The organism is Cyanobium sp. BA20m-14 (genome assembly GCF_024346295.1).
Genome location: NZ_JAGQCR010000001.1, coordinates 1 through 22,967, shown reverse-complemented (window position 1 = coordinate 22,967; position 22,967 = coordinate 1). Strand labels below are relative to the sequence as shown.

22 protein-coding genes and 1 pseudogene are annotated in these 22,967 nt (G+C 67.6%); 15 read left to right on the top strand and 8 right to left on the bottom strand.

The window, feature by feature from the left end; translation table 11 throughout:
• The first annotated feature begins 105 nt into the window (after positions 1 to 105).
• Positions 106 to 2,157, top strand: coding sequence for a ribonuclease J (locus tag KBZ07_RS00115; protein WP_254929716.1), 2,052 nt, complete (start codon positions 106 to 108; stop codon positions 2,155 to 2,157).
• A 30-nt stretch (positions 2,158 to 2,187) separates the two neighbouring features.
• Here KBZ07_RS00115 and KBZ07_RS00110 read toward each other — a convergent pair whose 3' ends face one another.
• Both KBZ07_RS00110 and tilS read right to left on the bottom strand, forming a co-directional pair.
• Complete coding sequence (locus KBZ07_RS00110) at positions 2,188 to 2,811, bottom strand: hypothetical protein (protein ID WP_254929715.1); 624 nt, start codon at positions 2,809 to 2,811, stop codon at positions 2,188 to 2,190.
• Entirely contained in the window at positions 2,808 to 3,899 is a 1,092-nt protein-coding gene (gene tilS, locus KBZ07_RS00105; protein WP_254929714.1) for a tRNA lysidine(34) synthetase TilS, read from the bottom strand. The genes KBZ07_RS00110 and tilS overlap by 4 nt, the downstream gene beginning before the upstream one ends.
• Positions 3,900 to 3,933: 34 nt before the next feature.
• Between tilS and KBZ07_RS00100 the strand changes: the two genes are divergently transcribed.
• From KBZ07_RS00100 to uvrB, 3 genes are read left to right on the top strand one after another with little or no spacing between them, the layout of a single operon-like run.
• Positions 3,934 to 4,722: a DUF561 domain-containing protein gene (locus tag KBZ07_RS00100; protein ID WP_254929713.1), complete on the top strand. Its 789-nt coding sequence runs from the start codon at positions 3,934 to 3,936 to the stop codon at positions 4,720 to 4,722.
• A 25-nt stretch (positions 4,723 to 4,747) separates the two neighbouring features.
• Entirely contained in the window at positions 4,748 to 5,176 is a 429-nt protein-coding gene (locus tag KBZ07_RS00095) for a phage holin family protein (RefSeq protein ID WP_254929712.1), read from the top strand.
• Positions 5,177 to 5,212: 36 nt separating this feature from the next.
• Complete coding sequence (gene uvrB, locus KBZ07_RS00090; RefSeq protein WP_254929711.1) at positions 5,213 to 7,219, top strand: excinuclease ABC subunit UvrB; 2,007 nt, start codon at positions 5,213 to 5,215, stop codon at positions 7,217 to 7,219.
• Positions 7,220 to 7,234: 15 nt separating this feature from the next.
• Here the strand turns inward: uvrB and KBZ07_RS00085 are convergent, their stop codons facing one another.
• From KBZ07_RS00085 to KBZ07_RS00070, 4 genes are all read right to left on the bottom strand, one after another.
• The gene (locus KBZ07_RS00085; RefSeq protein ID WP_254929710.1) at positions 7,235 to 8,554 is read right to left on the bottom strand and encodes a sugar transferase; all 1,320 of its coding nucleotides are present in this window, start codon (positions 8,552 to 8,554) and stop codon (positions 7,235 to 7,237) included.
• Positions 8,554 to 10,389 carry an aspartate kinase gene (locus KBZ07_RS00080; protein WP_254929709.1) on the bottom strand — a complete coding sequence of 612 codons (1,836 nt, stop codon included), beginning with the start codon at positions 10,387 to 10,389 and terminating at the stop codon, positions 8,554 to 8,556. The genes KBZ07_RS00085 and KBZ07_RS00080 overlap by 1 nt, the downstream gene beginning before the upstream one ends.
• Positions 10,390 to 10,564: 175 nt before the next feature.
• A complete protein-coding gene (gene holA / locus KBZ07_RS00075; RefSeq protein ID WP_254929708.1) occupies positions 10,565 to 11,545 on the bottom strand; it encodes a DNA polymerase III subunit delta in 981 nt (326 codons plus the stop codon).
• A gap of 34 nt (positions 11,546 to 11,579) precedes the next feature.
• Positions 11,580 to 12,236, bottom strand: coding sequence for a hypothetical protein (locus KBZ07_RS00070; RefSeq protein ID WP_254929707.1), 657 nt, complete (start codon positions 12,234 to 12,236; stop codon positions 11,580 to 11,582).
• A gap of 154 nt (positions 12,237 to 12,390) precedes the next feature.
• Between KBZ07_RS00070 and KBZ07_RS00065 the strand changes: the two genes are divergently transcribed.
• Positions 12,391 to 13,062 carry a precorrin-8X methylmutase gene (locus KBZ07_RS00065; RefSeq protein ID WP_254929706.1) on the top strand — a complete coding sequence of 224 codons (672 nt, stop codon included), beginning with the start codon at positions 12,391 to 12,393 and terminating at the stop codon, positions 13,060 to 13,062.
• Here the strand turns inward: KBZ07_RS00065 and mutS are convergent.
• Entirely contained in the window at positions 13,026 to 15,815 is a 2,790-nt protein-coding gene (gene mutS, locus KBZ07_RS00060; RefSeq protein ID WP_254929705.1) for a DNA mismatch repair protein MutS, read from the bottom strand. The two genes, KBZ07_RS00065 and mutS, sit on opposite strands and share 37 nt — an antisense overlap.
• A 332-nt stretch (positions 15,816 to 16,147) precedes the next feature.
• Between mutS and psbZ the strand changes: the two genes are divergently transcribed.
• From psbZ to KBZ07_RS00040, 4 genes are all read left to right on the top strand, one after another.
• Positions 16,148 to 16,336: a photosystem II reaction center protein PsbZ gene (psbZ, locus tag KBZ07_RS00055; protein WP_197152881.1), complete on the top strand. Its 189-nt coding sequence runs from the start codon at positions 16,148 to 16,150 to the stop codon at positions 16,334 to 16,336.
• A gap of 3 nt (positions 16,337 to 16,339) precedes the next feature.
• Entirely contained in the window at positions 16,340 to 16,831 is a 492-nt protein-coding gene (gene ribH, locus KBZ07_RS00050) for a 6,7-dimethyl-8-ribityllumazine synthase (protein ID WP_254929704.1), read from the top strand.
• 198 nt (positions 16,832 to 17,029) lie between these two features.
• Complete coding sequence (locus KBZ07_RS00045) at positions 17,030 to 17,233, top strand: type II toxin-antitoxin system Phd/YefM family antitoxin (RefSeq protein ID WP_197152885.1); 204 nt, start codon at positions 17,030 to 17,032, stop codon at positions 17,231 to 17,233.
• The gene (locus KBZ07_RS00040; RefSeq protein WP_254929703.1) at positions 17,220 to 17,696 is read left to right on the top strand and encodes a hypothetical protein; all 477 of its coding nucleotides are present in this window, start codon (positions 17,220 to 17,222) and stop codon (positions 17,694 to 17,696) included. The genes KBZ07_RS00045 and KBZ07_RS00040 overlap by 14 nt, the downstream gene beginning before the upstream one ends.
• On the opposite strand, the gene KBZ07_RS00035 is transcribed toward KBZ07_RS00040, so the two are convergent.
• Positions 17,624 to 18,091: a GNAT family N-acetyltransferase gene (locus tag KBZ07_RS00035; RefSeq protein ID WP_254929702.1), complete on the bottom strand. Its 468-nt coding sequence runs from the start codon at positions 18,089 to 18,091 to the stop codon at positions 17,624 to 17,626. The genes KBZ07_RS00040 and KBZ07_RS00035 overlap by 73 nt on opposite strands.
• Between KBZ07_RS00035 and rfbA the strand changes: the two genes are divergently transcribed.
• The 6 genes and pseudogenes from rfbA to KBZ07_RS00005 form a co-directional block, all read left to right on the top strand.
• Positions 18,090 to 19,010 carry a glucose-1-phosphate thymidylyltransferase RfbA gene (rfbA, locus tag KBZ07_RS00030; RefSeq protein WP_254929701.1) on the top strand — a complete coding sequence of 307 codons (921 nt, stop codon included), beginning with the start codon at positions 18,090 to 18,092 and terminating at the stop codon, positions 19,008 to 19,010. The genes KBZ07_RS00035 and rfbA overlap by 2 nt on opposite strands.
• Positions 19,000 to 19,590 carry a dTDP-4-dehydrorhamnose 3,5-epimerase gene (gene rfbC, locus KBZ07_RS00025; protein ID WP_254929700.1) on the top strand — a complete coding sequence of 197 codons (591 nt, stop codon included), beginning with the start codon at positions 19,000 to 19,002 and terminating at the stop codon, positions 19,588 to 19,590. Before rfbA ends, rfbC begins: the two co-directional genes overlap by 11 nt.
• Positions 19,591 to 19,786: 196 nt before the next feature.
• Positions 19,787 to 20,164, top strand: a complete 378-nt coding sequence (locus tag KBZ07_RS00020; protein WP_254929699.1) for a hypothetical protein — start codon at positions 19,787 to 19,789, stop codon at positions 20,162 to 20,164.
• Between the two features lie 13 nt (positions 20,165 to 20,177).
• Entirely contained in the window at positions 20,178 to 21,287 is a 1,110-nt protein-coding gene (gene rfbB / locus KBZ07_RS00015) for a dTDP-glucose 4,6-dehydratase (RefSeq protein WP_254929698.1), read from the top strand.
• Positions 21,288 to 21,318: 31 nt separating this feature from the next.
• A complete protein-coding gene (gene rfbD / locus KBZ07_RS00010) occupies positions 21,319 to 22,212 on the top strand; it encodes a dTDP-4-dehydrorhamnose reductase (protein ID WP_254929697.1) in 894 nt (297 codons plus the stop codon).
• 137 nt (positions 22,213 to 22,349) lie between these two features.
• Positions 22,350 to 22,763 (top strand): annotated as a pseudogene (locus KBZ07_RS00005) (N-acetylmuramoyl-L-alanine amidase); the annotation flags it as partial.
• Positions 22,764 to 22,967 lie beyond the last annotated feature (204 nt).

Sequence of the window (22,967 nt, the reverse complement as noted above, 5' to 3'; positions counted from 1 at the left end):
GCTTTATTTAGATTAATTCTATTCAGATTAATTCTATTCAGATTAATTTAATTTAGACTAGACTAGTTTAGTTTAATTATTTCCAACAGTTAATCCTCTTTTCGTATGACAAGCTCCAACGGCACCACCCAGCTCAATCGCAACCAGGTAAACAGCAACCAGGTAAATAGCAACCAGGCTGGCGCCAAGAAGGCACACCTGCGGGTAATACCCCTGGGCGGCTTGCACGAGATCGGCAAGAACACCTGCGTGTTCGAGTACGGCGACGACATCATGCTGGTGGATGCCGGATTGGCCTTCCCCAGTGATGGCATGCATGGCGTCAATGTGGTGATGCCGGATACCAGCTATCTCAAGGAAAACCAGAAGCGGATTCGCGGCATGATCGTGACCCATGGTCACGAAGATCACATCGGTGGCATTGCCCACCACCTCAAAAATTTCAGCATCCCCGTGATTCATGGGCCGCGCCTGGCGCTGGCCATGCTCACCGGCAAGATGGAGGAGGCCGGGGTGATGGATCGCACCATCCTCCAAACCGTTGCACCCCGCGATGTGGTGAAGGTGGGCCAACACTTTTCAGTGGAGTTCATCCGTAACACCCACTCGATGGCCGACAGCTTCTCGCTGGCCATCACCACTCCTGTGGGCACGGTGATCTTCACCGGTGACTTCAAATTTGACCACACGCCGGTGGATGGCGAGACCTTCGACATGGCTCGTCTGGCCCACTACGGCGACCAGGGTGTGCTGTGCCTATTCAGTGACTCCACCAATGCCGAAGTGCCGGGCTTCTGCCCGCCTGAGCGCTCGGTGTTCCCCTGTCTGGATCGTCACATTTCCCAGGCAGAAGGTCGGGTGATCATCACAACTTTTGCCAGCTCGATTCACCGGGTGTCGATGATCCTGGAGCTGGCGCTCAAGACTGGCCGCAAGGTGGGTCTGCTGGGTCGCTCCATGCTCAATGTGATCGCCAAGGCGCGGGAGTTGGGCTATATGCGCGCCCCCGATGACCTGTTCGTGCCGATCAAGCAAATTCGCGACCTGCCCGATCGGGAAACCCTGCTGCTGATGACCGGCAGCCAGGGTGAGCCCCTAGCTGCCCTCAGCCGCATCTCCCGCGGTGATCACCCCCAGGTGCAGGTAAAGAGCACCGACACGATCATCTTCTCGGCCAGCCCGATTCCGGGGAACACCATTTCGGTGGTCAACACCATCGACCGGCTGATGATGCTGGGCGCGAAGGTGGTTTACGGCAAGGGCGAGGGTATTCACGTTTCCGGCCACGGTTTCCAGGAAGATCAGAAACTGATGCTGGCCCTCACCAAGCCCAAATATTTCGTGCCAGTGCACGGTGAGCACCGCATGCTCATTGCCCACAGCAAAACGGCCCAGTCGATGGGCGTGCCGGCCGACAACATCTTGATCATCGACAACGGTGATGTGGTCGAGCTCAGCCCCGACTCCATCCGCACCGGAGATCCGGTGAAGGCCGGCATTGAATTGCTCGATGCCTCCCGCAACGGCATCGTCGATGCCCGCGTGCTCAAGGAGCGCCAGCAGCTCGCCGAGGATGGGGTGATCACCCTGCTGGCGGTGATCAGCACCGACGGGGTGATGGCGGCCCCGCCCAGGGTCAACATCCGGGGGGTGGTCACCGCCGCCGACGCCCGCAAGCTGTCGATGTGGGCGGAGCGGGAAATCGGTTGGGTGCTCGAGAACCGCTGGAGCCAGCTCTGCCGCAACACCGGCGGCAAGGCCCCGGATGTCGATTGGGTGGGCGTGCAGCGCGAGGTGGAGGTGGGCCTGCAGCGCCGCCTGCGCCGCGAGTTGCAGGTGGAGCCCCTGATTATCTGCCTGGTGCAACCCGCCCCCGCCGGCACGCCGGCCTACAAGGGCCGCTCGGAGGGGGAGAGCGACAGCCGTCCGGCGCCCCGGGGCCGGGGTGGCCGTGATTCTGGGGGCCGCGCTTCGGCGCCCCAGCGCCAGCTGGCGACCGTCGGTGCTCCCAGTGCTACTGCCACTGCCACTCCCAGCGCTGCTGCAGTAGCGGTTGCAGTCGCCGCCCCCGCTCAGGTTTCCGCTCCAGCGCCAGCAAACCTTGAGCCGGAACCCGCCGGCCGCACCAGGCGCCGCCGCTCCGCAGCGGTGGGCTGAGGCCCGGCTTGACTTGGCAGCGGAGCGGACTCAGCGGATAACGACCCGCAACAGCCCCTTGGAGAGCTCGGCGATCTCCTCGGGGCTGGGTTTGGCAGCCAGGGGCAAGATGGCGAGGTCTACCGGCTCGGCAGTTCTGGGATTGGCTTGGGCCAGCTCGATCAGTTCGGGTTCCTCAATAACCTCCACTTCTGTTAGCCCCACCTCTGATCGCCCCAGCTCAGTTAGCCCCACCTCGCCCAGTTGCTCCATCCAGGGGGTGGCAGCCGTGCCAGCGGAGACAGCCGTAGCAGTTGTAGCAGCCGTTGCCGCCGGGGATTGGTCAGGTATGACCTCGGCTGGCGCAACGGCGATGTCGGCCAGGTTGATGCATTGCTTCAGGCCCTGTTCGGCGATTTCCCGCAGCATCGTCTCCTCGCTGGCAGCCAGCACCCGGCTGTAAAAACCAGTGGCCGTCTGGGCATCCTGGTAGCCGTAGCAATAGGTGTGACCCAGCAACAGCTGCAGGCGCTGGCGCAGGGGATGGCTGGGGTCGTCGGGCAGTTCCACCAGCAGGGCCTCGCTGAGGCTGGCCACGTCGTCCCATTGGCGCTCGTTGTAGAAGCCTTCAATGGCCTCGTAGCGCTGTTGCAGGGATTCCGGCGAGGCGGTCACTGGGGAGGGTCGGGCTGGAGCCACAGTGTGCGCTGATCCCAGTGCAGCTGCCAACCGGCGCCCAGATCGGCCCGGCCCGGGGGCTGGCCGGCCTGCAGCCGCGACAGCAGCTGCTCGAGGGGCCGGGCTGCCAGCACCTGCTGGATCTGGCACTCCAACCAGCGGTGCAGCAGTTCCCCCTGGTTGGCCGGCGCCAGCGCCACCAGCCCTAAGCGCTCGAGGGCGGCCGCGGCTCCAGGCCCCCTGGCGCTGTTGAGGTTTTGCAGGGCCAGATCCACCATTTCGGTGCGGCATTCCAGTTCGCTGACCAGTCGTTCGGCCTGGGCGCCGATCCGCTGGGCAGCGCCGGGGTGGAGAGCTTCGAGCACCGGCAGCACCTCGGCCCGGATTCGATTGCGGCTGTAGCGGAGGTCGTGGTTGGCCGGGTCGTGCCACACCGGCAGCTCCAGTTGGCGGCAGAGGCGGGCGGTGTCGCTGCGGGAAAAGGTCAGCAGCGGCCTGCTCAGCTCGATGCTGCTGGAGTTGCGGGATTCGTCGGGGCCCTTGGCCAGGGGCCGTTGGCTGCGCAGGCTGGCCAGGCCGCGCCGGTGGCTGCCGCGGGCTAGGTGCAGCAGCAAGGTTTCGGCCCGGTCGCTGGCGGTGTGGCCGGTCACTACGTGACTGGCCCCGAGGGCCCGGGCCCGGGCCTCCAGCTGGCCATAGCGCCAGTGGCGGGCCATGGCTTCGCTGGGCGGCCCCCCTTCGCTGGGCGGCCCCCCTTCGCCGCAGCGGTCAACCACCAGGCTCAGGCCCTGCTGCAGGCACCAGGCTGCAAGTTCCTCGGCCTGGCGGGCCGATTCGGCCCGCCAGCCGTGGTCGCCGTGCCAGAGCAGCAGCGACCAGTGGTGCAGCCGGCGCAGGTCGAGCAGCAGGGCCAGCAGGGCCATCGAGTCCTGGCCGCCGGACACCGCCAGCAGCAGGGGCGCCCCCGCCGGCAGCAGGCCGGGGTGGCGCAGCAGGTGCCGGTGCAGCCGCAGGTGGTCGGGGCTCCAGCGCTGGTTGGGGTGGGCGGGATGCAGCGTCGTAGGGGCTCCGGATGGGAGAATCACCCCACCATTTCAAAGCCAAGGGCCCATGCCTGCGATGTCGCGCTTCGAACAGCTGCCCGTTGCCCTGCAGGCCGCCCTGGCGGAGCGACGCTTGCTGAAGGTGATCGCCGGACTCACCAACTTCGATTCGGCCGCGGTGGAGCGGATCAGTCGCGCCGCTGGCCAGGGGGGGGCCGATCTGGTGGATGTGGCCTGTGATCCGGCCCTGGTGAAGCTGGCGGCCGGGGCCAGTGGGCTGCCGATCTGCGTCAGCGCTGTGGATCCCGAGCTGTTTCCCGCTGCCGTGGCCGCCGGGGCCGCCATGGTCGAGATCGGCAACTACGACGCCTTCTATCCCCAGGGCCGCATTTTCGACGCTGCCGAGGTGCTCGAGCTCACCCGCCGCAGCCGCGCCCTGCTGGCTGGGGTGGTGCTGAGTGTCACCGTGCCCCACGTGCTGCCCCTCGACCAGCAGGAGCAGTTGGCGGTTGAGTTGGTGGCCGCCGGCGCCGACATCATCCAGACCGAGGGGGGCACCAGCGCCAGGCCCTTCAGTGCCGGCAGCCTGGGTCTGATCGAGAAGGCCGCCCCCACCCTCGCCGCGGCCCACGCCATCAGCCGCGCCCTGGCTGCCAGCCCTTCCCAGACCAGCCCATTCCAGACTCCCGTGCTCTGCGCATCCGGTCTGTCGGCCGTCACCGTGCCCCTGGCGATTGCCGCTGGTGCCAGCGGCGTGGGGGTGGGATCGGCCGTCAACCGTCTCTCCGATCCCCTGGCCATGGTGGCGGCGGTGCGCGGCTTGCGCGATGCCCTGGGGAGCGCCCTGGCCCCATGCCTAATCTGAAGTCCTAAACACCTACCCCCCTGTCATGGGTTCTCTGATCTGGCTTCTGCAGTGGCCAATCCGGGCCGTGGTGCTCTTGATCGTGGCCTGGTTGCCCCTCGGCGTGGAGGTGAGCAGCTTTCCGGTTGCCCTGCTCTCGGCCGTGGTGATCGGTTTGCTCGGCACCCTGTTGATCCTGCCCCTGAAGCTGGTGCTGGGTCCGATCTGGGCGGTTACCAGCCTGGGCGGCTTGATCAGTCCGGTGAGCCTGCTGTTCAACTGGGCCATCACCGTCATCCTGTTTGGCCTGGCGGCCTGGTTGATCCAGGGCTTTCGGCTCAGGAACGGCCTGGTCAGCGCGATCCTGGGCGGGGTGGTGTACGCGGTGCTGTCGGCTGTGATCCTGCGGGCCTTCGGCCTGGACGTGGACTTCACCAGGGCCGCTGGCCTGCTGATGGCCGTAACTGCAGCCTGAGTCACAACTGATGGGCTCTGGCCCGAGAATGGGCTAATGGTTCCATTCCAGCTCCACGCCCCTTACCTGCCCAAGGGCGACCAGCCCACGGCCATTGCCGGGCTGGTGAGCGGGGTGGAGGCGGGCGAGCGTTACCAGACCCTGCTGGGGGCGACCGGCACCGGCAAGACCTTCACGATCGCCAACGTGATCGCCCAGACCGGCCGGCCGGCCCTGGTGCTGGCCCACAACAAAACCCTGGCGGCCCAGCTCTGCAATGAGCTGCGGGAGTTTTTCCCGCACAACGCCGTTGAATATTTCATCAGCTATTACGACTACTACCAGCCGGAGGCCTACGTGCCCGTCTCCGACACCTACATTGCCAAAACAGCATCGATCAACGAAGAGATCGACATGCTGCGCCACTCGGCAACCCGCTCGTTGTTTGAGCGCCGCGATGTGATCGTGGTGGCCTCGATCAGCTGCATCTACGGCCTGGGTATTCCCAGTGAATACCTCAAGGCGGCGGTGAAATTTCAGGTGGGTGAGACCCTCAACCTGCGCGGCTCTTTGCGGGAGCTGGTGAATAACCAGTACTCCCGCAACGACCTGGAAATCTCGCGCGGGCGTTTCCGGGTGCGGGGCGATGTGCTGGAAATCGGCCCTGCCTATGAAGACCGGCTGGTGCGGATTGAGCTGTTCGGCGATGAGGTGGAGGCGATCCGCTACGTGGATCCCACCACCGGCGAAATCCTGCAGAGCTTGGAAAACATAAGTATCTATCCGGCCAAGCACTTCGTGACCCCCAAGGAGCGGCTGGGGGAGGCGATCCAGGCGATTCGCACCGAGTTGCGCGAACGCTTGGAGCTGCTCAACGGCCAGGGGCGGCTGCTGGAGGCCCAGCGCCTGGAGCAGCGCACCACCTACGACCTGGAGATGCTCGAGCAGGTGGGTTACTGCAATGGGGTGGAGAACTACGCCCGCCATCTGGCCTGCCGCGAAGCGGGCACGCCGCCGGAGTGCCTGATCGACTACTTCCCCAAGGACTGGCTGCTGGTGGTTGATGAGAGCCACGTCACCTGCTCCCAGCTGCAGGCCATGTACAACGGCGACCAGTCGCGCAAACAGGTGCTGATCGAGCACGGCTTTCGCCTGCCTTCAGCTGCCGATAACCGGCCGCTGAAGGGCTCGGAGTTCTGGGAGAAGGCCCAGCAGACGATCTTCGTGAGCGCCACCCCGGGCAACTGGGAGATGGAGCAGAGCCACGGCCAGGTGGTGCAGCAGGTGATCCGGCCCACCGGCGTGCTCGATCCGATCGTGGAAGTGCGCCCCACCGAGGGTCAGGTGGATGACCTGCTGGGCGAGATCCGCACCCGGGCCGAGAAGCAGGAGCGGGTGCTGGTGACCACCCTCACCAAGCGGATGGCGGAAGATCTCACCGACTATCTCGCCGAAAACGGGGTGCGGGTGCGCTACCTGCACTCGGAGATCCATTCGCTCGAGCGGATCGAGATCATCCAAGACCTGCGCAATGGCGAATATGACGTGCTGGTGGGGGTGAACCTGCTGCGGGAGGGCCTCGACCTGCCCGAGGTGTCCCTGGTGGCGATCCTCGATGCCGACAAGGAGGGCTTCCTGCGGGCCGAGCGCTCCTTGATCCAGACCATCGGCCGAGCTGCCCGCCACATCGAGGGCGTAGCTCTGCTCTACGCCAACAACCTCACCGATTCGATGGCCAGGGCGATCTCGGAAACGGAGCGCCGCCGGGCAAGTCAGCACGCCTACAACCAACGGCACGGCATCACCCCCACCCCCGCCGGCAAGCGGGCCGGCAATTCGATCCTGGCCTCTTTGGAGCTGTCGCGCCGGCTCAACGACGACCAGCTGGAGCAGGCCACCGAGCAGGCCGAACACAACGAGGTGCCGCTCGATGCCCTGCCGGAGCTGATCCAGCAGCTGGAGGAGAAGATGAAGGGGGCCGCCAAGAATCTGGAGTTCGAGGAGGCGGCCAACCTGCGCGACAAGATCAAAAACCTGCGCCAGAAGCTGGTGGGTAGGGCTTAGCCCCTGCAAGCAGGCTTAGCGCCCGGCGGCTTTGAGGACAACTTTGATTGTTTTGGCCATGATCAGCAGATCCAGCCAGAGGCTGGCGTTGCGGAGATAAAAGAGGTCGTAGCTGAGTTTGAGCTCCGAATCTTCCACGCTGGATGTGTAGGGCATATTCACCTGGGCCCAGCCGCTCAGGCCTGGGCGCACCCAGTGGCGCAGCCGGTAATTGGGAATCTCCGCCTCAAGCTTCACCTCGAGTTCGGGTCGTTCCGGCCGCGGGCCGATCAGGCTCATTTCACCCCGGAGCACATTGATAAGCTGGGGCAGTTCGTCGAGGCGGGTTCTGCGCAGCCAGCGACCTATTCGGGTGACGCGATCATCCCCTTCCTTGGCCCAGAGGGCGTCTTCGCCTTCCGCCTCGGGTACCATCGAGCGCAGTTTGAGCACGGCGAAGGTTTGGCCCAGCAGGCCGGTGCGTTGCTGGCGGTAGATCACCGCAGCGCCATCCTCCAACCAGATCAGCCCTGCCGCCAGGGCTAACACCGGGCTGGCCAGGAGCAGCAGCACCAGGCTGAGCAGCACATCGGCGAAGCGTTTGAGTTGCTGCTCGAAATTGCTCTGCTCCCCATCGATTCGGCTTGAGAACAGCAGCCATTGATCGCCCACCCAGCGGGGCGGAATCCGCTGGAGATACTGTTCCGCCAGGGCAGTTAGGGAGATCACGGGATGGCCCTGGCCCACCACATTTTCGCAAAACTGCAGCACATTCGCCTCAGCGACGACGCCACTGCTTAGGGCGATGGCTGAGCTGGGCGGATCGCTGGACCAGAGCGTTGGGCTGAACTCAAGCACCAGGGGCATCGGTAGGGCACTTGGGCTGCGCCGCCATTCCTGGCCAACGGCCTCGGCCTCCTGTTCCATCGCCACGATCTGCCAGGCCGGCTGGGTGTTGAGCAGGCGACCCTGGCGCAGGCCGAGGCGCACAAGGGCGCTCCAGGGCACCAGCAGGCTGAACAGGGGAATCAGGCTGCCCCGGTGCAGCAGGGTGATTGCTGGAGAGGCCCGCAACAGCCAGCCCAGCAGGGCGCTTGCCACCAGAGAGGCCCCTGCGGTGGTGGCGAGCCGCAGAAGCATGCGGCTCCTGCGCAGCCGCGGCTGTTTCAGCAGCGTGTAGGAGCCGAACAGCCAGCCCAGGCTGAGATAGATCAGCACCAGGGCCAGCAGCAGCAGCTGTTGGTTGGCCAGGTTGCTCTGGCGCAGGGCGTTGATGGCTACGGCCAGCAGCACCAATCCCGCCCCATCGAGGCTGGCGGCAACGGCCAGGGGCAGGCGAGGGCGGGCCCAGCCCATCAGCTGGGGGCCTCCATTCCCTGAGTCTCAGTAACCTGAGCCTCAGTGCCCTGAGCCCGGTGCAGCACGGCACCCCCCAGGTTGAAGGTGGCGTGCACCGCCCGCAGGGCGCGCACCCCATCGGCTTCGGCCACCACGCAGCTGGTGCGGATCTCGCTGGTGGCGATCAACTCGATGTTGATGCCCGCTTCGGCCAGGCTGCGGAACATGCGGGCGGCGGTGCCCGGAGTGCAGGGCATGCCGGCACCGACGGCGCTGATTCGGGCGATGGCCGGGCCCTGCTCGAAGCGCGCCCCGGGCCACTGGCGCAGCAGGGGCGCCATGGCTTGCTCGGCCCTGGCCAGGTCGTCGCGCTTAAGCACAAAGCTCATGTCGCGACTCGGGCCTGGATGGGTGCGCTCCGACTGCACGATCGCATCGAGGCTGATGCCGGCATCGGCCAGGGTGCGGCAGACGGCCGCGGCGGTGCCGGGTCGATCGGGCAGGCGCTGCACCGTCACCTGGGCCTGGCCGCGGTCGAGGGCGACGCCGCGCACGGCCGGATCGCCGAGCTGGCAGGGGCCTGGGTTGGTACGCAGCTGCTGCTCGGGCAATTCGAAGGCCTCGCTGGCTGCCCGTAGGGCCTTCTCCCCCTGCTGCCCGTCGACAAGGCAACTCACCTTCACCTCGCTGGTGGCGATCAGCCGCAGGTTGATGCCGTAGCGGGCCAGGGTGTCGAACAGCTTGGCGGCCACGCCAGGCCGGCCCATGATTCCGGCGCCGGAGATGCTCAGCTTGGCCAGGCCCGCCTCGGCCTTGAGCTGGGCGCCGCCGGCGCCCAGGGCTGCCAGCACTTCCCGGCACACCAGCTGGGCCCGGTCGGATTCGGCCGCGGCCAGGGTGAAGGCGATGTCGTTGGAGGCGCCTTCATGGGTGGCCTGCACGATCAGGTCGATGTTGAGGCCGGCATTGCCCAGGGCCTCAAATAGCTGGGCCGCAACCCCGGGTTGGTCTGGCACATGGGAGAGGGCCAGCACGGCCTGGTTTGCTTCCAGCTCGGCGCTGTCGACCGGCTTGCTGAGTTCCAGTCCCTCGTGGCCGATGGGCCGGCCGGCGCCACTGGTGAGGCGGGTGCCGGGGGCCTCGCTCCAGCTGGAGCGCACCACCAGGGGCACCCCATAGTTGCGGGCGATTTCCACGGCCCGCGGGTGGAGCACGGAGGCCCCGAGGCTGGCCAGCTCGAGCATCTCATCACAGCTGACGCTGGCCATCAGCTGGGCATCGGCCACCTGGCGGGGGTCGGTGGTGAGCACCCCGGGCACATCGGTGTAGATCTCGCAGGCGTCAGCCCCCAGCGCCGCCGCCAGGGCCACCGCCGAGGTGTCCGATCCCCCCCTGCCCAGAGTGGTGATTTCGGGGGTGCCGCCGGCGCCGCTGCTGGTGCCTTGGAAGCCCGCCACCACCACCACCTGGCCATCAGCGAGTAGGCGCAGCAACCGGTCGGTGCGGATTTCCAGGATGCGGGCGCGGCCGTGGGCCGATTCGGTGACGATGCCGGCCTGGGTGCCGGTCATCGAGACCGCCGGCACGCCCTGTGTATGGAGGGCCATCGACAGCAGGGCGATCGACACCTGTTCACCGGTGGCCAGCAGCATGTCCATCTCCCGTTGGGGCGGATTCCTGCTGATGGCCGCGGCCAGGCTGGTGAGTTGGTCGGTGGTGTGGCCCATGGCCGACACCACGATCACCAGCTCGTGGCCCTCCTCCCGGCAGCCGGCGATGCGGCGGGCCACCGCCTGAATCCGCTCCACATCGGCCACCGAGGTGCCGCCAAACTTCTGAACCAACAGGGCCATGGCGGGGCGCGGCGGCAGGCGTAGGTAAAGGAAGGATTGATTATCCGCCTTGGTCTATGACCGTCATGCTCTCGCCCTGGAGGTGGGCTTGGCTTGGCCTCTGGTTGGGCCCTGTTAGGGAGTTTGTACAGCTGTACAAACTCCAGGAGCCTTGTTTTGGAGACCACTGTTCAGTTCAGCCCGCCAGCAGGAAGCCGTCGCGGAAGGCGTCGCCAGCGGGGGTGCCCCGTTTGAGGGCGGCTTCCACCTCGAGCAGCTGGCCGAGCAGGCGCAGGAAAACGGCGCTCTGGCGGCCGCGGATCTGTTTGCGCATCACATAGATGCGTTTGGGGTTGCCAATGCCGGCCGCCTTGGCGATCACGGCCACGTCCTGCTCGCCGGCGCGCTCCAGCAGGCTGACCCAAAGCCAGCCACGGATCTGGCTGCTCAGGGCGGCCACGATCCGCAGGGCCGGTTCGTTGGCGGCCAGCAGGGCATCCAGCAGGGCAATGGCATCGGCGGGGCGTCCCGCCAGCAGGGCATCGCCCGCCGCCAGGGAGCTGGTGGCCTGGCCCCCCACCAGGGCATGCACGGCAGCGAGGCCGATCGTGGCGCCGGAGCCGACAAACAGGCTCAGCTTCTCGAGCTCGCTGGCCAGGCGGGAGCTGTCGCTGCCGATGGCGTCGGCCAGGGCTTCGGCGGCGGCCGGCTCAAGGCTGAGCCCCAGCTCCCGGGCGGTGCGGCTCACCAGGTCCACCTGGCCAGCGCCGTCCCAGATGGCCGGCAGGGCAAAGCTCTGCTCCCGGGCCAGGCCTGCCTTCACCAGCTTCTGCAGGGCCTTGGTGGTGCGCAGGCGGGCGTCGGGTTTGCCGGGGCTGACCAGCACCAGATGGCAGCCATCGGCCACCTGGGCCAGGGCGGCCTCGAAGCCCTCGGCCAGCTCGGCCGGGCACTGGCTGCAGAAGGGGCTGCGCTGCAGCAGCACCACCCGGCTGCCGGCGCCGAACGGGGGCGTGCGGGCCTCCTCAAGGGCCTGGGCCGCCTGGCCGCCGTCGTTGCCATCGAGGCGGCTGAGGTTGAGGCTGGCCCAGGTGGGATCGAGCTGCTCCTGCACCAGGGCCTCCACGGCGCGGTTGCGGGCCGCCTCGTCTTCGCCCCAGAAGAGGTGGATGGGCATCGGGTGGGGGCTGGGGGCTTGCTGTCGGCGGCGCTCAGAGGCGCATGGCGCTGAGCACGGGGTGCAGGCCAGTTTGGGCCAGGGCGGGATGGTCGGTGACCAGCACTGCTGCATCGGCCTGGATGGCGGTGGCCAGCTCGATGGCGGCGCTGTCATCCAGTTGTGGTTCCTGGCGGCGCAGGCGCACGGCCGCTGCCGCAATGGCCGCATCAACGGGAACCAGCTGCCAGTGGATCGGATTTTCGAACGCCCTGGCGTAGCGCTGGGCCAGGGCTTCATCGCCGCAGGCCAGGGGTCCCTCGAGCACCCGGATCAGGCTCACGGAGCTCACCACCCCGATCCAGTAGCCCGCGGCGATGCCCTGCATCAGGGGCTGGAGGTGCTTGCCAGCGCACCCTGGGGCTCCAGGTTCTGAACGGGCTGCACGAAGGCCGGTGCTGCTGGCGCCGGTCGGGCCGGATGGCGTTGGTTGGGGTCCCAGCTGCCGCAGGCTCGGATCGGTGGGCGCCTGTCCGGCCAGTGGCACCAGGGCGGCCATGGGGGTGCGGTGCCGCTGAATCACGATGCGCTCGCCGGCCGCGGCCCGCTCCAACAGCTCCGGCAGGCGCTTGCGGGCTGCCTCAACGCCAAGGCTGGTTTCCAGGGTGCTGGCGTCCTGGGTGTTGGCAGAGCTGGGCTGGGGTGTGTTCAAGCGTCTCCGGAATCCTGTACAACCTGTACAGGTTGTACAGGTTGTACAGGATCGCCGACAGATGAATTGAATGACATGGGTCGACAGATTTGACGCCCGGGTTTGTCCCTGCCTGTGCGGTAGAGCAGGCTCTTCTGGTGACTGACGACGTTGTATGGCCGACGCCGGCGCCGAGTTTGATCATCCGATTTTTTCTGAGAGCCTGCGCCTGATCCGAGACTTGCCGGGAACGGCGGCGGCGCTGGCGGCGCTCAGCACCCTGCAGCAGGACGTGTTGCTGCGGCTGATCCACAGCAGTGGCGATCCTGAGCTGGCCGGACACTTGCGGTTTGGGCCGGGGGCCTGTGAGGCGGCTCTGGCGGCCCTGGCTGCCGGGGCGCCGATCCTCACCGACACGGCCATGGCCGCGGCGGCGGTGGCGCCGATGGCGCGGCGCACCTTCGCCAATCAGGTGCGCAGCGTGCTCGAGTGGGCACCCGAGCGGGCGCCGGCGGGCTCGACGCGCACGGCCGTAGGGATGGCGGCGGCGTTGGCCGGGCAGGCCCAGCCAGGCCTGGTGTTGATCGGCAGTGCCCCCACGGCCCTGGAGGTGCTGCTGGAGCTGGTGGCGGCAAAAACCGTGCCGGCGCCGGCCCTGGTGATCGGCATGCCGGTGGGGTTTGTGGGGGTGGCCCAGAGCAAGCGCCACCTGGCTGAGAGTGGCCTGGTGCATATCCGGCTCGAGGGCTCCAAGGGCGGAGCCGGCCTGGTGGCTGCGGCCTGCAACGCCCTGCTGCGCTCTGCCTGGCTTCAGGCGGCGAGTGCGCCGCCCCCTTTGATCTCCTGATCCACCTGGATGACGCTGTTGGCCTCGATGCGGCCCAGCACCTGGCGGGCCCGCAGCACCACCGCTGCCGGCACCCCGGCCAGGCGGGCGGCCTCGATGCCGTAGCTGCGGCTGGCGCCGCCGGGGGCCACCCGGTGCAGGAACACCAGGGCGTCGCCGGTTTCCTGCACCAGCACCTGGGCGTTGGCCACATTCGGGAGCTGGTCGGCCAGGGCGTTGAGCTCGTGGTAGTGGGTGGCGAAGATCGAGCGGGCGCCGATGCCGCCGCGCTCGGCTGGGGTGGCCAGGTGTTCGGCCACGGCCCAGGCGATCGAGAGGCCGTCGAAGGTGGCGGTGCCGCGGCCGATCTCATCGAGCAGCACCAGGGAGCGGGCGCTGGCGTGGTGAAGGATGTTGGCGGTTTCGGCCATCTCCACCATGAAGGTGGATTGGCCGCTCGCCAGGTCGTCGCCGGCGCCGACGCGGGTGAAGATGCGATCGGCGATGCCCAGGCGCGCCGAAGCCGCTGGAATCCAGCTGCCCATCTGGGCCATCAGCTGCAGCAGGCCGCTCTGGCGCAGGTAGCAGCTCTTGCCGCTGGCGTTGGGGCCGGTGAGGATGATCAGGTCGGGAGTGAGGGCTGCCTCGGGGATGGCCTCGGGGATGGCACCTAGCACCAGGCTGTTGGCGGTGAAGGGCTCCTCCACCAGCAGCTGCTCCACCACCGGGTGGCGGCCGGCTTCGATTTGCAGCAGGCGGGCCTCGGGGCCGCTCGGGTCGGTGATTTCCGGGCAGCAGTAGCCGCCGGTGGCGGCCACCTCGGCCAGGGCGGCGAGGGTGTCGAGCTCGGCCACCAGGCGGGCGGCGTTGCGGATGGCGGCGGCCTGCTCGCCGACGCGGCCGCGCAGGCTGCAGAACAGCTCGTATTCCCGCTGGGCGGCGCGGGCCTTGAGCTGCTGGATGGCGCCCTCGCGGTTGCGCAGGGCCGGGGTGACGAAGCGCTCCTCGTTGGCCAGGGTCTGGCGGCGGATCCAGTGCTCCGGCACCGCCGCCGCCTTGGCCTTGGTGACGGCCAGGAAGTAGCCGAAGGTGCGGTGGTATTGGAGTTTGAGGCTGATGATGCCGCTGAGCCGCCGCTCCTCGGCCTCCTGGCCGGACAGCCAGGCGTCCTGGTCGTCGAGCTGGTTGCGCAGCCCATCGAGGGCCGGGTCGACGCCGTCGTGGATCAGGCCGCCCTCACTGAGGGAAAGGGGTGGGGCATCGAGCAGGGTGTGGCGCAGGTCAGCGGCCAGGGCCTCGAGCTCGGGCCAGGGGCGGGCCAGGGCCTGTAGGGGGGCGCTGCTGGCTTTGGCGAGCTGGGCGGCCAGCTGGGGCAGGCGCTCGAGACCATCAGCTAGGGCCACCAGATCCCGGGCGCCGGCGCTGCCCGCCCCGGCGCGGCCGGCCAGCCGCTCCAGGTCGCCCATGGGCCGCAGCAGCCGGCGAATCGCCAGCCGCAGGGAGCGCTGGGCCACCAGCTCGCTGACGCCCCCTTGGCGCTCCAGGATCGCGGGGCGCTCCACCAGCGGCGCCAGCAGCCAGCGGCGCAGGCAGCGGCCGCCCATGGCGGTGTGGGTGCGATCCAGCGCCCAGAGCAGGGAGCCGTGGATGCTGGCGCCCAGCTGGGTTTTGGTGAGCTCCAGGTTGCGGCGGGTGGCGGCATCGAGCACCAACTGGTCGCCGGCATGCCAGGTGGTGGGGGGATCCAGGGGCACCTGGGCCGTCTGGAAGGTGGTGTCCAGGTAGGTCACCAGGCCGCCCGCTGCCCGTAGTGCCAGCGGTGCTTCCCCCAGCCCCAGGCCAGCGAGGCTGGCCAGGCCGAAGCGCTGCTTGAGGGTGGCGGACGCTTCCGGCGCCTCAAAGGGGGTGCGGGGCAGGGGCGTCAGCCGCAGGGCCTCGGGGCACCAGGCGGGGCTGGAGCTGGGGTCTGCGGGGCTGGGCCAGAGCACCTCGGCGGCCTCCACCTGCAGCAGTTCCTGGTGCAGGGCATCGCTGCCTTCGCGCTCGGTGACCCGGAATTCGCCGGTGCTCACATCGGCCACCGCCAGGCCCCAGCGGCGGCCAGAACGATCCCGATCGCTGGAGCCCGCGCCCTCCAGCACCACGGCGCAGAGCCAGTTGTTGCGGCGGGCGGCCAGCAGGCCCTCCTCCAGCACCGTGCCCGGGGTGAGCACGCGGGTGATGCCCCGTTTGAGCAGTTCCCCTTTGGCTGGCCCCTTGCTGGCGGCGGTTTCCAGCTGGTCGCAGAGGGCCACACTCAGGCCGCGGCGCACAAGTTCACCGCAGTAGCGCTCGGCGGCATGGTGGGGGATGCCCGCCATCGGCACCCGGCCGAGCGCCTTGCCGGCCTCCTTGCCGGTGAGGGTCAGCTCCAGCAGGCGCGAGAGGGTGATGGCATCTTCGAAGAAGCACTCGAAGAAGTCGCCCAGGCGATAGAGCAGCACTCGGTCGGGATGGGCGCGCTTGAGCTCCACGTAGTGGCGCAGCATCGGCGGCAGCTGCTCCGGCTCCACCAGGCCGTGGTGGTGCCAGGGGGGCAGGTCGGAGTCGGGCTCGGTGGGGGAGTCGGCGCTGGCGGCCGGCGGGGCTTCCTGCGCCGGCCTGGGGCTGGCCTGGCGGGTGCGGGGCCGGCCCGCGTTGGCAGGCGGCGCCAGCTCCTCAGTAGCCGGCGGGCTCTCCTCGGGCAGGCCCAGGGCGGCTGCAAGCGAAAGCTGCTGGTCGGCTTCCGCGGCCACGGCGATGGGGTTGCTCGGGGGGAGCTGATGGTAGGTGCGCTGGCCCGATCAGCTCTGCGGGAATGTTCAGCTTTTTTGGGTCAGTTTTTTTTGGGAATAAACTCGACCTCGGGAATTCCCTCGAAGTCGGCGTCCTGGGTGAGCAAGGTGGCCTGGTGGGCTAAGGCGGTGGCCAGAGCGTTTCAGCAATGGCCCATCGATCACGCTTGCGTAGAACGTAGCTCTGGTCGATCTTCTTGGGGCTGGCATCGAGTTGTGAAGCAACGGTGCTGGAAGCCTGGTCCTGCGTGTGAGAATCCCCCAACTGACCGGCAAAGCGCCGCTGCTGATCTATGCAGATCCTCAACACCCTCACCGTTCTGGCCCTGGTGGTGCTGTCGTTTGCCCTGATCGTGGCGGTGCCGGTGCTCTACGCCAGCAGTGAGGATTCGGGCCGCTCCAACCGCCTGATTCTGCTCGGGGGCATTGCCTGGGTGGCGCTGGTGCTGGTCAACTGGGGTATGAGTCTTTTCGTGGTCTGACGATTGGCGATTTTTGAGGGCCGGTTTACGGACACGGGTGGTCTGCGCATCGCCGTGGTGGTCGCCCGCTTCAACGACCTGGTGACCGGCAAGCTGCTCAGCGGCTGCCTCGACTGCCTGGGCCGCCACGGCATCGATATTGGCTCCGGCGACGGCTCCGGCAGCGCCCAGCTGGATGTGGCCTGGGTGCCCGGTAGCTATGAGATTCCCCTGGTGGCCCAGCGACTGGCAGCCAGCGGGCGCTATCAGGTGGTGATCACCCTGGGGGCGGTAATTCGCGGCGACACGCCCCACTTCGATGTGGTGGTGGCCGAGGTGAGCAAGGGCGTGGCTGCCGTGAGCCGTGCCACCGGCGTGCCGGTGATCTTTGGCGTGCTCACCACCGACACCCTGCAACAGGCCCTGGAGCGGGCCGGCATCAAGAGCAACCTGGGCTGGAATTACGCCCTCCAGGCCCTCGAGATGGGCAGCTTGATGGCGGCACTGCCGGACTGAGCTGCCTCACGAGCTGCCTCACGAGCAGCATCATGACCTGCCTCATGAGCAGATTCATGAGCTGCTTCTGAGGGGCTTGTTCCCGTGCGGGCTGCTTGTGGGAACCCTTGGGGGTGTCTGCCGAGGTACTTAGGGAGGTTGTACAGATGTACAACCTCCTCGAGAGCCCTGGGTCAACCCCCTACCGATCCCGCCGCCATGACCACCGTTCCACTGGCACAGGCTCGCCAACAGCTCTCCGGATTGGTTGATCGCGTGCGGGCCGGTGAGCCGGTGGTGATTAGCCGCCATGGCAAGCCGGTGGCGCGGCTGGTTTTTGAGCCCTCGGCCGATCCCACGGCCCAGCAGTGGCTTGAGCGCTTACGTCGCCTGCACCACGAGGCAAGCCATGGAGCCGTTTGATCCCTGGCGGCGGATGGGCAGCCATGGCCGGCTGCTCGATGTCTCCTTGTTGCGGGCACTGCTGGTGCCGGGGCCTGACGGGGCTGCCGCACTGGATTGGTTGGAGCAGGTGGGCGGTGGCCTGCTGATGGTGAGTGGCTGGAGTGTGCTGGAGTTTGAGGGGGAGCTCACTGGCTTGCCGCAACGTGAGCGTCTGGATGCCTTTCTCGCCGAGCGTTGCCCGGTGGTGTGTTTCGAGCCTGACGACTTCGCGATGGTGCGTCACTGGCAGCGCTATCGACCTGGCCTGGCGGCGCTGCCCCTGTTGCTCCAGCTTCATTTGGCCTATCGGCTGGGCTTGCTGCCGGTGACCCTCGAACCTGACTTGGCAGCAGCTGCTGGCCTGATGTCTTACCCGGTGGAGGAGCTCTGTTTCACCAGCAGCTCCTGGGGGGCGGCGTCGCTGAAGCCCAGCTGCCGGTAGAAGCTGGCGCTGTTGGTGGTCATCAGGTAAGTGCGGGTCACGCCGCGCAGGGCTGGGGCCGCCAGCAGGGCCTCCACCAACTGGCGGCCCAGCCCCTGGCCCTGGAGGTCTGGCGGGATCACCACATCCCAGAGCACGGCGCGAAAGACGCCATCGCTGCTGGCCCGCCCGAATCCCACCAACCGCTTGCCGCGCCAGATACTCACCACCGCCGCACTGCCGGCCAGCATCTGGCGCAGCTGGCCGAGGCTGCGCCCCCGGGCCCAGAAGGCGTGCTGGTTGAGGAGCCGTTGCAGCTTCCACAGCCCGCGGCTCGGCCACAGGCCCGGGCCCAGCCCCAGCCAGCGCAGGCCGGGTGCCCCTGGGGCATGGATCAGGAGGCGCGGTGCGTCCATGGCAGCATTACCCGTAGACAAAGGGCGATCGGTGCAGCAGCGCAAGGGCATCATCCTGGCCGGGGGCAGTGGCACCCGGTTGCACCCGATCACCCAGGCGGTGAGCAAGCAGTTGCTGCCGGTCTTCGACAAGCCGATGGTCTACTACCCGCTCAGCACCCTGATGCTGGCGGGGATCCGGGAGGTGCTGATCATCACCACCCCCCACGACCGGGCCGCCTTTGAGCGGCTGCTCGGCGATGGCTCCGCCTGGGGCATGGCCATTGAGTACGCCGTGCAGGCCAACCCTGATGGGCTGGCCCAGGCCTTTTTGATCGGCGCCGATTTCCTCGCCGGTGCGCCGGCGGCCCTGGTGCTGGGCGACAACCTGTTCCATGGTCACGACCTCAGCCCCCAGCTGCAGGCCACCAATGGCGGCAGGGCGGGGGCCACGGTGTTTGCCTACCCGGTGCGCGATCCCGAGCGCTACGGCGTGGTGGAGTTTGCCGCCGATGGGCGGGTGCTGAGCATTGAGGAGAAGCCCGCCAAACCCCGCTCCCGCTTTGCGGTGACAGGCCTCTATTTCTACGACGACACCGTGGTGGAGCGGGCGCGGCGGGTGCTGCCCTCGGCCCGCGGCGAGCTGGAGATCACCGACCTCAACCGCCAGTATCTGGGGGAGGGGCTGCTGCAGGTGGAACTGATGGGCCGAGGCATGGCCTGGCTCGATACGGGCACCTGCGATTCCCTGCATGAGGCCGGCAGCTACATCCGCACCCTGGAACACCGCCAGGGACTGAAGGTGGGCTGCCCGGAGGAGGTGGCCTGGCGGATGGGCTGGATCAGCGGCGCCCAGCTCGAGGCCCTGGCCCTGGCGTTGCGCAAGAGCGGCTACGGCGATTATTTATTGCAGTTGCTGGAGAGTGGCGATGCGGGCTGAGTCGTTGCGGGGTTCTGGTGGGGCCGTGGTGGAGGGTCCCCTGCTGCTGACGCCCCAGGTGTTCGGCGACGATCGTGGCTTTTTCCTGGAGAGCTGGAATGGGGAGCGCTGGCAGGAGCTGCTGGCGGCCCATGGCCAGAGCCCCGTGCCCTTCGTGCAGGACAACCACTCCCGCTCGGCCCGGGGCGTGCTGCGCGGGCTGCACTGGCAGCTGCCGCCCCACCCCCAGGCCAAGTTGGTGCGTTGCGTGCTGGGGTCGATCTTTGATGTGGCAGTGGATCTGCGCCGTGGCTCGCCCAGCTTCGGCCAGTGGTTGGGGGCTGAGCTGAGCGCCGCCAATCACCAGCAGCTCTGGATCCCGGTGGGCTTCGCCCACGGCTTCCTCACCCTCAGCGAGCACGCCGAAGTGCTCTACAAGACCACCGACTTCTGGAGCCGCAGCTGTGAGCGGGCCCTGCGCTGGGACGATCCCGACCTGGCGATTAGCTGGCCCCAGCTGGAGACTGCCCCCCTGCTTTCCGAGAAGGATGGGGCGGCCCCGCTGCTGGCGGAGCTGGGCGCCGCCGACCGGTTCAACTGAGCTTGCGACTTGACAGGCATCCCGCTCTAACAGTCATCCCGACTTAACAGTCATTGCGACTTATTAATGCTGAATTGGCGAAAGCCTGTTGACCCCGGCGCGGGCCTGGGCAGGGGCGGCTGGCTCTATTGCGGTCGGCTGGCTGGATCGATATAACTCTGCTGATAAGAGCCGCGCCGTTCCGGCAAGGGGGCTGATGATATCTAAATTCATTGCGCTGCTCGATCGCTGGATTGCGACTTCCAGTGGTGCCGACCGCCGGATTGAGGAGCTCGAAGCCCTGCATCGCAAGGGCCTCTATGCCATTCGCCACTCGCCTGAGGTGGATGTGGCCCCAGCTGACTACTGCGAAGCGGCCGGCCTTCCCCGCGGCACCTACTGGCCGGTGGTGGTGGCTGCCGTGCTCGATGAGGTGTCCAACAGCCAGCAGAGCCACACCGTCGAAACCCTCAGGGCCCTGGTGCAGGCAAATTTCCTCAAGCAGCAGGGGATGGAGCGCACCCTGGCTTTCATGGCCAAAGCAAACCCTGTCGCCAAGACCCTGATCTTCGACCGCCGGCTGGATGCCGCCTGAGCCTGAATCTGAGATGACTGACCTGCTTCCTGCTGGTATTGATCGGGTGCTGGTGACCGGCGGCGCCGGCTTCATCGGCGGCGCGGTGGTGCGCCGCCTGCTGCGCGATACGACCGCGGCCGTGTTCAACCTCGACAAGGTCGGCTACGCCAGCGACCTGACCAGCATCGGCCCTAACCCGCGCCACCAGTTCTTGAAGGTTGATCTCGCCGACGGGGCCGCCACGGCCGAGGCCGTGCGCGTGGCTGACCCAGACCTGGTGATGCACCTGGCGGCGGAAAGCCATGTGGACCGCTCGATCGATGGGCCCGGCGCCTTCATTGAGAGCAATGTGACGGGCAGCTTCAACCTGCTGCAGGCGGTGAGGTCCCACTGGGAGGCCCTGGCCAGCGAGCGGCAGGCAGCTTTTCGCTTCCACCACATCAGTACCGATGAGGTGTTTGGCTCCCTGGGGCCCGAGGGTCGCTTTTCAGAAACCACCCCCTACGACCCCCGCAGCCCCTATTCGGCGAGCAAGGCTGCGAGCGACCACCTGGTGAGCGCCTGGCACCACACCTATGGCCTGCCTGTGGTGCTCACCAACTGCTCCAACAACTACGGCCCCTGGCAGTTCCCCGAGAAGCTGATCCCGGTGGTGATCCTCAAGGCGGCGGCGGGCGAGCCGATTCCGCTTTACGGCGATGGCGCCAACGTGCGCGACTGGCTCTACGTGGAAGACCACGTGGAGGCCCTGCTGCTGGCGGCGACCCGGGGACGCCTGGGCCAGAGCTACTGCGTGGGCGGGGCAGGCGACCATGGCAGCCCGAGCGAACGCACCAACACGCAGGTGGTGGAGGCGATCTGCAGCTTGATGGATCAGCTGCGGCCCGAGGGCGCCCCCCATGGACGCCTGATCACGCCGGTGACCGATCGCCCCGGCCACGACCGGCGCTACGCGATCGATGCGGCCAAGATCACCAGCGAACTGGGCTGGCGGCCTGGCCACAGCTTCGAAGAGGGCCTTGGGGCAACGGTGCGCTGGTATCTCGACAACCTGGCCTGGTGTGGGCGGGTGCAGGCCCAGGCCGGCTACCAGGGCCAGCGGATCGGCACCAGGGCGGCGGCTTCCCAGCCCTCTGCCTAGCCCAAGCCCCTCTCGTGTACCCGTACGACCTGTGAAGGTATTGCTCACCGGCGCCGCCGGCCAGCTGGGCCAGGCCCTGATCCACTCCAGGCCCAAGGGGGTAGGGCTGATTGCCTGCGGCCGGGCCGAGTTGGACCTGGCCGATCCGCAGGCCTGCGCCGCAGCGGTGTTTGAGCACAGGCCGGCCTGGGTGCTCAATGCCGGCGCCTATACGGCGGTGGATAGGGCCGAAAGCGAGCCGGAGCTGGCCCATGCCGTCAATGGCGGAGCCCCGGCGGCCTTTGCTGAAGCGCTGGCGTCCACGGGGGGCCGGTTGCTGCAGGTGAGCACGGATTTTGTCTTCAACGGCGCCCAGGGTTCGCCCTACCGGCCCGACCAGCCCCTCGATCCGCTCGGGTTGTACGGCGCCAGCAAGGCCGCCGGCGAGGTGGCGGCACTGCAGTTGGCCGGTGCCCTGGTGCTGCGCACCAGCTGGGTGTATGGCCCGGTGGGTCAGAACTTTTGCCGCACCATGCTGCGGCTCCATCGCGAACGGCCCCAGATCGGCGTGGTGGCCGACCAGGTGGGTTGCCCCACCAGCACCCACACCCTGGCCGCGGCCTGCTGGCGGGCGATCGGGCTGGGGGCCCCCGCCGCCGCCGACCAACCGCGGATTTTGCACTGGAGCGATGCCGGTGCGGCCAGTTGGTATGACTTCGCGGTGGCGATCGGCGAGCTGGGCGTGGCGGCTGGTCTGCTGGAGCGGGCCGCCAGCGTGCGGCCCCTCACCAGCGCCGAATACCCCACCCCCGCCCAGCGCCCCAGCTACTCCTTGCTCGACTGCAGCGCCAGCCGGGCCGCCCTCGGGCTCGAGCCCCAACATTGGCGAGCGGCCCTGGCTGAGGTGTTGGGAGTGGTGTTGGCTGAGGTGAGGCCGGCGGGCTGAGCCGGGGGGCAGCCTGCTGCTTTCGTTGTGCCCATGGCCGTAATTGGTCAGGGCGAATTGCTAATCCCTTTGCCAATCCCTAGTCTTGACCATCCATTGGCTAGCCGAAGGGGCGCCAATCAAGCAAACAACCGGCGATGGCCGCCACTATCTATCTGCACTGGGCCGCGACGGCCTACACCTGGGTGCGCAGCGGGCTCTACCACTCGATCATCCGCGGCGATGGCCAGGTGCAGCGGCTGCACAGCTACGCGGTGGACCTGCCGGCCCACACCTGGCGGCGCAACAGCAATGCGATTGCCCTGAGCTGCGCCTGCATGGGCGGGCGCCCCGATCCCTGGACCATTCCGCCCACCCCCATGCAGCTGGAGGCCCTCTGCCAGGAGGCCGCCGCCGTGGCCCGCAGCTGGGGCTGGGATGCAGGCGCCATCACCATCCAGCGGCTGATGACCCACGCCGAGGCCGCCGCCAACCGCGACGGGCGCCAGCCCCACGACAACTACGGCCCAGTGATCTGGGGCGGCACCGGCGAGCGCTGGGACCTTCTTCAGGGCACCTCGAAAAATGCGATCAGGGCTTGCCTGAAGGCGACAATAACTTATACTTTGAATAGTTAATTGCATCCCTGGTATGGGCCAAAGAGGCTTCTGGGACGAGCAGCAGAGGGTTGACAAGCTCAAAACTAAAAAGCCTGTTCTTGAGCGACTCTCCGAATCGATTCCTTGGGAATCATTTCGCCCACTGCTCGAAAAAGG

Coding starts and splice junctions, on each gene's coding strand:
- KBZ07_RS00020 (WP_254929699.1), top strand. CDS start 19,787: ATGATATCTAAATTCATTGCGCTGCTCGATCGCTGGATTGCGACTTCC.
- KBZ07_RS00035 (WP_254929702.1), bottom strand. CDS start 18,091: ATGGACGCACCGCGCCTCCTGATCCATGCCCCAGGGGCACCCGGCCTG.
- uvrB (WP_254929711.1), top strand. CDS start 5,213: ATGGTTCCATTCCAGCTCCACGCCCCTTACCTGCCCAAGGGCGACCAG.
- KBZ07_RS00100 (WP_254929713.1), top strand. CDS start 3,934: ATGTCGCGCTTCGAACAGCTGCCCGTTGCCCTGCAGGCCGCCCTGGCG.
- holA (WP_254929708.1), bottom strand. CDS start 11,545: ATGCCCATCCACCTCTTCTGGGGCGAAGACGAGGCGGCCCGCAACCGC.
- rfbC (WP_254929700.1), top strand. CDS start 19,000: ATGCGGGCTGAGTCGTTGCGGGGTTCTGGTGGGGCCGTGGTGGAGGGT.
- KBZ07_RS00095 (WP_254929712.1), top strand. CDS start 4,748: ATGGGTTCTCTGATCTGGCTTCTGCAGTGGCCAATCCGGGCCGTGGTG.
- KBZ07_RS00065 (WP_254929706.1), top strand. CDS start 12,391: ATGGCCGACGCCGGCGCCGAGTTTGATCATCCGATTTTTTCTGAGAGC.
- rfbA (WP_254929701.1), top strand. CDS start 18,090: ATGGCAGCATTACCCGTAGACAAAGGGCGATCGGTGCAGCAGCGCAAG.
- KBZ07_RS00115 (WP_254929716.1), top strand. CDS start 106: ATGACAAGCTCCAACGGCACCACCCAGCTCAATCGCAACCAGGTAAAC.
- rfbB (WP_254929698.1), top strand. CDS start 20,178: ATGACTGACCTGCTTCCTGCTGGTATTGATCGGGTGCTGGTGACCGGC.
- psbZ (WP_197152881.1), top strand. CDS start 16,148: ATGCAGATCCTCAACACCCTCACCGTTCTGGCCCTGGTGGTGCTGTCG.
- KBZ07_RS00045 (WP_197152885.1), top strand. CDS start 17,030: ATGACCACCGTTCCACTGGCACAGGCTCGCCAACAGCTCTCCGGATTG.
- KBZ07_RS00080 (WP_254929709.1), bottom strand. CDS start 10,389: ATGGCCCTGTTGGTTCAGAAGTTTGGCGGCACCTCGGTGGCCGATGTG.
- KBZ07_RS00040 (WP_254929703.1), top strand. CDS start 17,220: ATGGAGCCGTTTGATCCCTGGCGGCGGATGGGCAGCCATGGCCGGCTG.
- KBZ07_RS00085 (WP_254929710.1), bottom strand. CDS start 8,554: ATGGGCTGGGCCCGCCCTCGCCTGCCCCTGGCCGTTGCCGCCAGCCTC.